The 11,731-nt window shown below is 70.1% G+C and carries 7 protein-coding genes; 1 reads left to right on the forward strand and 6 read right to left on the reverse strand.

The features are described 5' to 3' along the window. Positions 1-1,136 precede the first annotated feature (1,136 nt). The 4 genes from AB0J16_RS30455 to AB0J16_RS30470 all read right to left on the reverse strand — a co-directional run bounded on the left by AB0J16_RS30455 (position 1,137) and on the right by AB0J16_RS30470 (position 4,224). Positions 1,137-1,598, reverse strand: a complete 462-nt coding sequence (locus AB0J16_RS30455) for a hypothetical protein (protein ID WP_358545470.1) — start codon at positions 1,596-1,598, stop codon at positions 1,137-1,139. 121 nt (positions 1,599-1,719) lie between these two features. Beyond that, on the reverse strand, positions 1,720-2,235 hold the full coding sequence (locus AB0J16_RS30460) for a hypothetical protein (RefSeq protein ID WP_358545472.1): 516 nt from the start codon (positions 2,233-2,235) through the stop codon (positions 1,720-1,722). A 108-nt stretch (positions 2,236-2,343) separates the two neighbouring features. After that, positions 2,344-2,730, reverse strand: a complete 387-nt coding sequence (locus AB0J16_RS30465; RefSeq protein ID WP_358545474.1) for a VOC family protein — start codon at positions 2,728-2,730, stop codon at positions 2,344-2,346. Further along, positions 2,731-4,224: an MFS transporter gene (locus AB0J16_RS30470; RefSeq protein WP_358545476.1), complete on the reverse strand. Its 1,494-nt coding sequence runs from the start codon at positions 4,222-4,224 to the stop codon at positions 2,731-2,733. A 105-nt stretch (positions 4,225-4,329) separates the two neighbouring features. Between AB0J16_RS30470 and AB0J16_RS30475 the strand changes: the two genes are divergently transcribed. Beyond that, entirely contained in the window at positions 4,330-4,956 is a 627-nt protein-coding gene (locus AB0J16_RS30475) for a TetR/AcrR family transcriptional regulator (RefSeq protein ID WP_358545478.1), read from the forward strand. 130 nt (positions 4,957-5,086) lie between these two features. Here the strand turns inward: AB0J16_RS30475 and AB0J16_RS30480 are convergent, their stop codons facing one another. Continuing rightward, entirely contained in the window at positions 5,087-9,238 is a 4,152-nt protein-coding gene (locus AB0J16_RS30480) for a discoidin domain-containing protein (protein WP_358545480.1), read from the reverse strand. 82 nt (positions 9,239-9,320) lie between these two features. After that, complete coding sequence (locus AB0J16_RS30485; RefSeq protein WP_358545779.1) at positions 9,321-11,513, reverse strand: glycoside hydrolase family 36 protein; 2,193 nt, start codon at positions 11,511-11,513, stop codon at positions 9,321-9,323. Positions 11,514-11,731: the final 218 nt, after the last annotated feature.

An 11,731-nucleotide genomic window follows, 5' to 3' on the forward strand; every position in this document is an offset into this window, starting at 1 on the left:
GCTCGACGTGTGGTGGCGTGCAGGCAGCCCCGCCCGGTCGCTCCTCCGCCCGGCGGCGGCCGCCGTGGCGATGATCCACGGCCTCAGTGCCGAAGAAGACGCCCGACGTGAATGGGGAGATCCGCGGCAGCGCTGGCCGACCTCTGCCTTGCTCCGATGGCCCTGCCGCGGTTCAACCGTTCCTCCATCATGGAACGATGATCAGGATCTGGTGGGCTGTCGGCGTTCTCGGGGCGGTCGCGATAGCAGCCGGGGTAGTCGTCGGCCTCTATCCAAATCCTTGGGGCTTCGACGGTCACAGCGTCTTAACCTGCGGAAGCGCTTTTTTGAACGACGGCTACTCCGAAGAGTTCAATCCTCGATGTCCAACCCGACGGCTGCAGATGGGGATCATCGCAGCCTTCCTCATGGCTGGAGGCGCGGGTCTCATCTGGGTGAGCAACTCCGCGAGACGACGACGTACAAGATCCACTTCCCCTTAGCGACCGTCGCCATTTGGTCTCCCCCGCTGATGCGGCCGGTTCTGCGGCCAAGAAGCTGATCGTAGGGGGGCGGGCGAGGGCAGCGGCCGGGTGTCGGGCCGCAGATGAGCCAGCCGCCGCGCAGTCAGGGTCCTCCAGGTAGTGGTCCAGGACCAGCCGTTCCCCGCCTTTGGCGGTCAGCCGTTCGTGCCGTGCGATCTCCGTGTTTCCGTCGTAGACGACCAGGTCGTTGGCGTGCCAGACGGCCCGTACCCGGCGGCCGATGAGATCCCTGAGTGGTACAGCGACCCTCCTTGCAACCGTGCGTACGATGGCGGTCCGCAGGGGCAGTGCTCTCATGAGCGGGTGGATGGTGAGGAGCGGTGACTGCCTGGGCTCAGGTGGCCGACACGCTCGATCAGGTGGCCACGCTCCTGGAGGAACGTCCCGGCCTGGACGCGGATGGTGCGATCCGTCTGGCCATCTGGGGTGACGCCGACGCCACGTATCCGGAGTGGCCGACCGACGAGAGCGACCTGTATGACGAGGTGTCCGGGGCGCTCGTGTCAGACCATGTGCTACATCCGATAGATCAGCGCTGGAGCCCGCCGCGATGTCGGCGGGCTCCGCCATGTTGTGAGCATGGTCGGCTTCGTCCGGCCGGTGGCCCGACCGTCAGCCGTAGTTCTGCATCCACGCCCTCACAGTATGGGACTTGCCCTGGAGCCAGATGGAAGTGCGGTAGACGGTACCGACCCTCGCAGAGGAGACGCGGTAGTACCTCTTCACGCCATCGCAGGCATAGGTACGAGGCTTACTCGCCCCGTAATAGACGCCCAAGCGCCTGCGCTCGAACCGCACCGTCGCCCGCGTGCCGTCACCCCCACTCCAGCACTGGACGACGGCTTGCAGGACGCGGGCCTTATTCTTCCGACCCGGACCTACCAGCCTTTTGCCCTTGGTCTTCCCGGACCAGAGAGTGAACCAGCGGGCGGCCGATGCTTCGGCGTTCGCACCGACCGAGGTCCTCGCTGGCGCGAGCGTGAGCTCGCTGGTGGAAGCCTGGGCCGCCGCTGGGGCGAGAAGACCTGTGGCGATCGCGCCGGCGACGATGGTGTACGTAAGCTTTCTCATCATGCTGCCTTCCCTTTCGTGGTCAAGCGCTCCACGGGAGAGTAGGCCGGTGCATGTTGAGTCGACGTTGAGGATCTGTTGAGGGCGCCGAGACGGGAGACTCAGAGCGGCAAGGAATCCAAGGTCAGCCCGGAGGAGAAAGGCAGTGCGCGCGGAACTGCGCGACATCGTCGCCGAGCGCACCGTGATGCTGGAACAGATTTCCGCAGAGTTCGCGAAGCTCAAACCCAAGCAGGCCGAGTTCGAGCGTGCCCGCACGGCCTACAACCGTCACGCCGCAGCGGCTGCGCGGCGAGCGGCGCGTAGCCCGTCGCGGTCCTCCGGCGTGGCGGGGGACGACGTGGCTGGCCCAGATGCACCATTCGACGCCTCGAAGTACGAGACCGACTACTTGCGAGAACCGGCCCGTCGCCGCGTCGTAGCCGACGTACCCGCCGGCGGCCTGCCCACTCAGCCATTCGGTGAGGTAGCGCGGGTGGCACCTGGTGCGCTCGGCGAACTCCTCGGGAGTCGCGGGCCCCTCGGCGAGGGCGCGATACAGGCCGAGTCGGTGACCGATCACGACGGAGCCCGCCGCCTCGGTCGCCCCCAGGTCGCTCACGGCCCTGCCCAGGAACTCCGTCACCTTGTTCTGGTCCATCAGTGGTCTCCTCCCCGCAAGAGGACCCGACAGGGGTGAGTCTGCCCTGCTCACAGGCTTGTTATCCGTGCGGGGCGGCTGGCCTGTCCAAGGTTGCGTGACAGGCCACTAGATCGCCCGGCCGGTCAGATCGCGGGTGAGTATTTCCATAAGGTGCCCGTCGGGGTCAGAGAAATAGACGCCGCGGCCGCCGGTGCGGGACCGGTAGATCTCACCCTCCTGTTGACGATGGGGATCGGCCCAGAAAGTGAGGCCGGCCACACGAATCCGCTCGAACGTCGCGTCGAAGGTGTCCTCGGAGACCAGGAACGCGTAGTGCTGCATGGGGTTGTCGGCGAGATTCATGTAGTCGAGGGTGACGCCGTTGCTCAGGGTGAGCGGGGTGAACCGGGCGACGTCAGGGCTGGTTGGTATGCCGAGGATGCCGCCGAGGAACCCGGCGGAAGCATGCCTGTCACGGGCGGGGACGATGGTGTGATTGAGCTGAATGGACATTTAACTTTCCTCTTTCGCGGTCTGTGCGTGGGTCGTCTGCTTGTGCTCGGTGGGTTGTCGTACGGGGATGAGGAGGTAGATGAGCACGGCCATGGCCGCGAGTAAGCCGGTGGCCCAGGCGGTCGCGGTCGAGTACCCGTGGACGAGCGCTGCTCGATGCAGGCTCGGGGCGGTGCGGTGTGTGGCGAGGTAGGTGGCGGTGGCGGTGACCGCGAGCGTGTTCAGGATGGCTGTGCCGATGGAGCTGCCGACCTGGGTGGCGGCGTTGATCACGGCGGAGGCGACGCCCGCGTCTTGTTGGGTGACGCCGTGGATGGCGAGCTGGAAGGCCGGCGGGAACAGCGCGCCCATGCCGGTCCCGATCAGTACCTGGGCGGGCAGGATGGTCGCAAGGTACCCGCTGTCGGGGGTGAGCTGGGTGATGAAGGCCAGCCCGGACGCGGCGACCAGCAGCCCGCCGGCGATCAGGATCCGAGGCGACAGACGCGCCATCAGCCGGTTGCCCAGCTGGTAGCCGCTGAGCGCGTTCGCCAGCGTCATCGGCAGCACGGCCAGCCCGGTGCGGACAGGCGAGTAGTGCAGGACCACCTGCAGGTGGAAGGTCAGGATGAGGAACATGCCGAACGCCCCGACGACCGCGGTGGCGACGGCGAGATATGCGCTGGCGCGGCCGCGGTCGGCGAGGATGCGCAGCGGGAGCAGGGGGTCCGGAATCCGTGCCTGCCGCAGGGCGAACACGGCCACCATGGCCAGTCCGCCCAGCAGCGCGCCGAACACGCTCGGCTGCGCCCAGCCACCCGCGGCGGCCTGGCTGCATCCAAACACCACGGCGGCGAGCCCACCGGTGACCAGCACGGCCGAGGCCGCGTCAAGGCCGGCAGCACCGAATCTGGGTGGATCGGGCAGCACCAAGCGGCCGACGACCAGCACCGCACCGCTGATGGCCACGTTGACGAACAAGCACCATCGCCAGTCGAGATAGGCGGTGAGGACGCCGCCCGCCAGCAGCCCGGCCGCCGCACCACTGCTGGCCACCGCCCCGTAGATGGCGAACGCCCGGGTACGCTCCCGCTGGTCGGTGAAGGTGACCGCGAGCAGCGACAGCACAGTCGGCGCGATCAGCGCGGCGAACGCCCCTTGCAGGGCACGCCCGGCGACCAGGACCGGCAGCGTGGGCGCCAGCCCGGCGAGCAGCGAGGCAAGCCCGAATCCGGCGAGCCCGATCTGGAAGGATCGGCGCCGGCCGACGGCGTCGGCCACCCGTCCGCCGAACAAAAGCAGGCCGGCGAAGCACACGGTGTAGGCGGTCACCACCCACTGCCGCTGCGCGTCGCTGAACTGCAGAGCCCGCTGGGCTGAGGGCAGCGCAATGTTCACGATCGTGGCGTCCAGCGCGGTCATCAGCTGTGCGGAGGCGATCACGGCCAGCGCGAACCAGCGACGCTCCGGCCGTCCTCGCGGCCGGGTTTCACCCGTAGGACGTGCGTCGGTCATCGCATCCTCCTCTCATAAACGAAGGGATATCCTCCGGCTACCATAACCGGAGGACATCCCTTCGTCTACTGATAGAGTGAGGCGGAGCCAGGAGGGAGAGCGCGGATGCGAGCCGATGCACGCCGCAACCACGAGCGACTGCTGGAGGCGGCGCGGGACGTGTTCGTGGAGCAGGGCCCGGGCGCGTCGCTGGAGGAGATCGCCCGACGCGCCGAGGTGGGGATCGCCACGCTGTATCGGCGCTTCACAGATCGCGGCACACTCATGCACGCCGTCGTCCTCCACGCGTTGACCGGCACCATCGAAGCCGTGCGGCGAGCCCGACACGACCATCCAGACCCGCTCGACGCGCTGGCCGCCTACGTCCACGCCGTCTTGGACCTACGGACCTCGGCGGTGATCCCGACGCTGTTGGTCGCGCTTGACATGGACGAGCCACAACTCAAGGCCGCCAGCACCACCTCGGCGCGGCTCGTCGAGGAACTGCTGGAGGAAGCCCACAAAACCGGCAGGCTCCGCACGGACGTGGTCTTCGGCGACATCGGACTGCTGCTCACCCGACTGTCCCGGCCGCTGCCCGGACCGATCCCCGACGAGACCCAAAAAGCCCTCGCCCACCGGCACGCCAACCTCTTCCTCGCCGGCCTACGCGCCGACCCGACCGCGCCACCCCTCGGCGACCCCGCCCTGACGCTGACCGACCTGCAACAACTCCAGCACGACACCCGATGAGTCACATGTCACTGATGGCCGGACACCTGTTCTCCTCTCTCCAACCGCCCCCGACGGCGCATTCGCCGCGGCATCTCCAGCCCTCCACGTGCTCGAACAGGCCCCGCGAAGTGGCGGGGGGCCTTCCCGGTCAGCGGATCTTCACGACGATCTCGCGAGTCCGGGTGACGCCGGCCGCGTTCTCCAACTCGGCGCGGTAGGTGTGCTCGCCGGCGGCCCCGCCGGTCAGTGCGGTGGACACGTGCTGGGCAGCGGGGGTCGCCGCGGTCAGCGTCCGGGTGTCGATGAGCACGCCGCCTTCGTACAACCGGTAGGCCGTGCCGTTGGTCCCCCACCACAGGTCGAAGGAGACGGTGTACGAGCCGTTCTTGTCCCAGTTGTCGTGGGAAAGCACGCCGACGCCGGGTTCGGCGTCGGTGACGCGGACGGTCAGCGGCTTGGTCGTGCTCTGCCCGTTCCGGTTGATCAGGACGGCCGTGTACTCGTAGTCACCGTTCGGGCGCCCGGTGACCGGGACGGAGACGTGCTGGGCGTTCGGGGTGTCGTCGGTCAGGTCGCGGGTCGCGATGAGTTCGCCGTTCTCGTAGAGCTTGACCCGGGTGGCGTTCGGGCCCCACCACAAGCTCATCGTGACGGTGTGGTTGCCATCCGCGAGCCCGTCGGCCCAGCCGCTGTCGCTCGACAGGACACCCTGGCCGGGTGGCTCGGTGGTGGTCCCGACGGGGACCGCGGGCTCCAGGGCGGCGACGGCGTTCGCGAGGCCGCCGGCCGCCGCGTCGACGGCCTGCTGGGTCGGTTCGGCCCCGTCGGCGACCAGCGCGGAGGCGGACGTGCGTGCGTCGGTGAGCGTCGCCCAGCTCTCCGGCGTCCAGTCGTCCTTCGCGAGTCCGTCGGTCTCGGCCAGGTAGAGCCGCACGGCCGTGGTGTCCACGATCGTCCGCACGAGCTGGACCTCCGCGAGGTTGGTGTTGCCCGACGGCGCCAGGACGCGCACGGCCCCGTAGGTCACCGGCTGGTCGAGAGTGATCTCGTTCCAGGAGGCGCTGGTCACGGTGCCGGCGGTGGCGAAGGTCTGCCAGGTCTGCCCGCCGTCGCCGGAGCCCTGGAACTGGACGCCACTCGCCCGGGAGGCGAACCCGTCCCTGGGCAGGAATCGCACGGTCTTCACCGTGAAGGTGGCGCCGTCGTCCGGGACCACGCTGACCCACCCGGAGGACTGGGTCGTGTCGGTGAAAGTCGTGACGTTGCCGTCGAACATCGACCAGCCGTTGGCGGCGGCGTCCTTGCGCCCGTCCCAGGACGGGCTGCTGGCGGTGACCCACGGCTGCTGGACCTTGGCGACCCCGACCGGGGCGGGCTCCAGCAGTTCCCAGGCGTCGAGGAGGCGGACGGCCAGCGCCCGGGTGTCCGCGCCCTGTTCCAGCGCCAGGGCCCGCACAGCGGCGGCCTCACGGGTGAACAGGATCGCGGATGCGCGGGAGTACGGGGCGAGGTCGACGGCATCGGCCAGGTCCAGGACGGTGTCCAGGCCCACCTCGGAGCGCTCGCCATCGATGCGGAAGTCGGCGAGGGTCCAGATGCCCGGGTAGGCGGGGTCGGACGGCACGCCGGGTTCGTCGACCTGCAGTTTGAGATACCGGTAGGCGGTGTCCCGCAGGTCGGCGCGGACCGGGACCCGCTCGATGCCGACGTCGTCGCCGACGTTCGGGTGCTCCGTGAGCAGGGTCCAGGTCTGACCGTCGACGGAGCCGTAGACGTTGGTGCCCTCGGCACGGTTGGGGAAGGTGTCCCGGGCGAGGAACCCGAACCCGTCGGCGCGGAGCCGGTAGCCGACGCCGAAGTCGAGCACGATGCTCTGCACGCGCTGGTCGCCCCAGGTGGTCTGGTTGTCGCCGTCGGTCAGGGCGACGAGGGTCGGGGTGGACAGCGGGGAGGTGACGATCCTGGAGAAGTCGAGCGTTTTGTCTTCCAGCCGCGGGTTGAGCAGTGCGAGACCGTCGACGGCGACGCGCAGGTTCTCGAGCAGGGTCGCGAACTCGGCGGAGCCGGCGTCGGCGACCGCGGCCAGAGCGGCGTCCCGAGCGGCGGCGACGTCGGTCCACGTGGCCGTCGTGTACGTCTCGGGCGCTTTGAGCCCGTCGAGGCTCGCCTCGACGGCCGCCGCCCGGTCTTTGGCGACCGTGACGGTGATCGGCAGCGCGGTGTCGGTCTCCCCGACGGAGGCGACGACAAGGAACGTGTGGTTTCCGGTGTCGCCGGCGGAAGGGGTCCAGGTGAGCTTTCCGTCGCTGGACAGGGTGGCCGACGACGGCGAGCCCTGCATACGGAACGTGATCGGGCTGCCGCCTGTTGCCGACAGCATGCGGGTGAACGGCTCGCCGGCCACGGCCACGGCGGCCAAGGAGTCGCCGGCGGCGAAGACGGCCGGGGTCAGCGTCCCGTTCGCCTGAGCGAGCACTCCCGCGACGTCGACGTGCCCGTTGCCACCGGTGGCGCGCAGGAACACGATGTTGTCGCCCACCGGGGAGATGGGGTGCCTGGCCTGGTCGATGTCGAGCGTGACGTAGCGCCACTTCCCCCCGGTGTCGGGGAGCTGGACGGTCGCGTGCGTCTGGACGCCCGGCGTGGGCCGGACCTCGAGGGTCGCGGCCGCATCGGTGCGGACCTTGAACCCGATGAGCGCGGTTCCGACGCGGCCAGGCCACACGGCCCGGCGCACCGCGAGCCGCCCCTCGTCGGCGGCGTCGAGGCGCACGTACCGGATGCCGTCCTCGTCGGCGCCCGGCTGCGCGCCGTCGCCGACGGCGTGGCCGAACTGGGCGACATCGAGCTCGGGACCGTCCTGAAGCGGTGGCACCGAGTCGCTGGAACCGGCGAGCTCAGGCGGGAACGCCACCCAGTACTCGGCGGCGTTGAAGTCCGAGCCACGCAGGTTCCAGAAGTTCGCCACCCCGGTGCCGTTGTAGTAGAGCGGGCCGTCGCGGTGCGCGAAGACCTCGGCGACGTGCGGCGCCTTGGCCTTGACATCGACGCCGGCGACATAGGTGTACTGGTAGTACAGCTCGCTGACCGAGTCGATCAGCCGCCCGCGGTAGGCCTGGGAGAGCTTGCCGGATCCGCCGGAGGTGTCGACGTAGGGCACGTCCTCGCCGAGCATGAACGCGTAGAAGACGTCGCCGCCGGCCAGGGTCCGGTTGCCGAGGAACTCGTACGGGCTGACGGCGTTCCCGGCGGTGGACACGGTGCCGGCCACCGGGTCGAGCCGGGTGCCCTGGTTGTTCACGATCCGTGCGAGCGTCGTCAGGATGTCGACGTCGCCCTGCGCGTGCGCCTGGTCGCGCCCCATCTCCATGTGCTGGACGAAATCGTGTCCGTACGGGTTGATTTTGTCCTCGGCGGAGATGACGCGGAAGAGCGAGGCGAGGGACCCGTTGACGTCGCCGCCGTTGATCGTGTGCTCGCTGGTGTAGGTCGAGTTGACGGTGTACCACTCGACGCGCTCGGCGTACAGGTCGGCGTCATCCAGGAAGATGGCGGCCGCGATCATGCCGACCACGCCGTACAGGTGCTGGTTCCACAGCCGGTTCTGGGAGTACAGGAACGTGTTCAGGACCGGGTGGATCAGGTTGTCCTTGATCCGCTGCTGGTCGCGGTCGGTCCAGCGCAGGTCGTACCCGTCGAGGGTGTCGTTGACCGGGGTGGTGGACCGGATGATCTCGGCGGCCACGAGCATCTTGTACAGCGGATCGCCGGTGTGGATGTGCGCGTCGGCGAAGTAGCGGTACTTGGCCGGGTCCAGGCTGCTCCACGTGCGGATGACGTGCAGTGCGTTGGCCCGGTACACCTCCTCGCCGGTCACGACGTACCGCAGCGCCTGCGTCAGCGCGCCCACGCCGTCGTTGAGCGCGCGGGAGCGCATCGAGACGGCGTTGTAGGCGTCGCTGAGCGGCTGCTCGTCCGACGTGCCCGCGTTCTGCGCCTTGAAAGTCCTTGAGGCGAACCCGGTCTGGATCATCGCGTCGTAGTAGCCGGCCCACGGCTTGGTGCCCGCGAGCACCTGGGTCCGCATGTTCTCCAGGTTGCCGGCGGTCAGTCCGACGCCTGGGTGGACGAACCCGGCGTCGCTCGTCGTCTCGACGATCTTGGGTAACGCCGTCCCGGTGACCTCGGCGGCCGCCGCGTCGGCCGGCACGGTGAGTGTGGTGCTCAGTGCGACCACGACCACGCTGGCCGCGGCCCTGCGCCGCCAGCGTCGTAGCCGGTCGAGTCTCGTGGTGATCATCGTTGGTCTCCTCTCGTGGGACGCCGCCGGCCGTCGGCCGCGCTGTCCCCCTGCTCAGAAACGAAGGCCCTGGTCGCCTTCATCACGAAGGGCCCGGCCGGTCGGCGACCTGGACGCGCAGGAGCCGGGCGGACAGCGGTGCCGGCAGCTTGACCTCGACCGCGGTGCCGCCGTCGACGATCGCGGCGGACCCACCGCCCCACGTCGGGTACAGGACCTGCACGCCCCCGGTGGCGACCATCCCGGGTAGCCGCAGGTGCACGCTGTCCCCGCCTCGGGTCTCACGGCCCTCGTCGGCACGGCGCCAGATCGCCAGGTACAGGTCTCCGCCGTCGCGTGCGCCGAGTGCGACCCACGGGTCGCGCCAGCCGGGCAGGCCGAGGGGCCATACGGGCACGGATCTCGCCGCGGCGTGGCGGACGGCGCGGTGGACGGCCAGCGCCTCGCGGACGGCGGCCTGCTGCCCGGGACGCAGGGTGTCGATCCGCCCGGCCAGATGGACCCGCGAGAGCAGGGCGGTCACCAGGGAGAACGCCGTCTCCTCAAGCGTCATCGTCCCGTCGAGGGACGCCCACACACCGGCCTGCTCGGGCGGGATCGCCAGGGGCGCGGCGACCGCGATGGGGGGTGTGAGCCGGAAGTCCTGCTGGTCGGTAAGCGACTGGATCGGGAACACGGCCCCGGTCGCGGCGTCGGTGCGTGAGCCTCCGGCGGCACAGCCCTCGACGACCAGGCCCGGGTGCCGATCCATGACCGCGCCGACCCAGTCGAGCAGGGCGCGGTCGTGGCCGAGCAACCCGTTGCCCAGCGGCTCGCCGCGCCCGGCGTCGGTCCCCGGGCCGATGTCGACGTTGTAGTCGAGCTTGAGGTAGGCCAGGCCGAACTCTCCCACGAGGCGGTCGACGACCGCGTCCAGATGGCCGCGGGCCGCTGGGTGGCGCAGGTCGAGCTGGTGGCGGCCCCACTCGGTGACCCGGTGCCCGCGCCGCTGGAAGAAGGCCTCGGCGGGCAGGCTCCGGGCGACTGGGCTGCGCACGCCGACGACCTCGGGCTCGAGCCACAGCCCCGGCTTCATCCCCAGGTCGCGGATCCGGTCGAGCACGGCCCCGAGCCCTCCGCCAGGGAACCGGTTGACGGAGGGCTCCCAGGCGCCGACGGAGTCCCACCACCCGCCGAGCTCGTCGTCGTACCAGCCGGCGTCCATGACGTAGTACTCGGCGCCCAGGTCGGCGGCGGCCTCGACCAGGGGCAGGACCCGCTCGGTCGTCGGGTCGGACATCAGGCCGTTCAGGAAGTCGTTGTAGACGACGGGCAACCGGTCGTGGTCGGGGTGCGGGCGCCGGACGCGACGGCGGTGCGTGGTCAATGCGGCGGCGACCGCGCCAAGGATGGTCTCGCGCCCGTCCGGGTGCCCGGGCACGACGGCGAGGCTGACCGGCACGGTCCGCACCTGCGTTCCGGGTCCCACGGCGCCGGCCCACTGGTGCTCCAGGGTCGTCGGTCCGGTGGCGAGCAGGTAGACGTCGTCGTACCGGTCGCCGAGCTCGGCGTGCCAGGCGCCGTTGGTCTCGATCTGCCAGGCGAGCATCCGTCCTGTGCGGGTGTCCTCGACGATGCCCTGGGCGAGGTACTCGGACGTGGACCAGGCGCCGGTGGAGGTCAGGCTGACGCGGTTCTTGGATCCGACCTGGCCGTGGCGCACCATGCCGACATCGATCAGCCCGCGCTCGGCGAGCGTGGCGCAGTGCCAGCGGAACTCGCCGCTCCAGGGGTTGGCCGCCGCCCAGAGCACGAGCTCCTCCTCCCAGCGGGCGCCATGACCGAGGCCCGAGAGTACGCCGGTGGTCGCGTGGTCGAGGACCGCCGGGCGGACCGCGGTGACCGTCGCCGACGACCGCACCACCGGCACGCCGTCGTGCACCTCGTACGTGACGCGGGCGCGCAGCCCGGCCTCCTCCTCGGCGAGGTCGAGCTCCAGACATGTGCGGTCGCCGTCGCGCCGCTCGCGGTGGCCGGTGAGGCGCAGCCGCTGGGCGGCCGCGCCGTCGACGTGTCGCTTGCCGGACGTCCCGGACCGGCCCTCGCCCAGGACCGCCGTCTCCAGCACCGGCAGTGCCGAACGACGCAACGCCATCAGGTCCGGCCCGCCTTCGGCGGCGTGCCAGAGGGCCACGAGCCGGGGGGCGGTGTCCGGCCCGTGAGCGATCACGAGCCGGAGGACGTCGTTGCCCCACTCGAGGTGCTGCTCGTCCTCCTCGGGCAGCCCAGGCAGCATGACGGTCACGCGACCACTCCGGTGACCGGGTCGATCGTCCACTCGTCGCGCCACCCGAGCGCGGTCGCCACGGCGGCGATCCCTGTCGTCACGGAGCGGGTGCGCTTGATCCTCATCAGCTCTCTCTTTCGAGACGGCCTGTGCACGCTCCCGAATCATCTCGACGGGAAATCGTTATCCCCGGGCGCGTGGACACATCCCCGCACGGTCGGCCCGGC

Source organism: Nonomuraea sp. NPDC049750, assembly GCF_040659625.1.
Taxonomy (GTDB): Bacteria; Actinomycetota; Actinomycetes; order Streptosporangiales; family Streptosporangiaceae; genus Nonomuraea.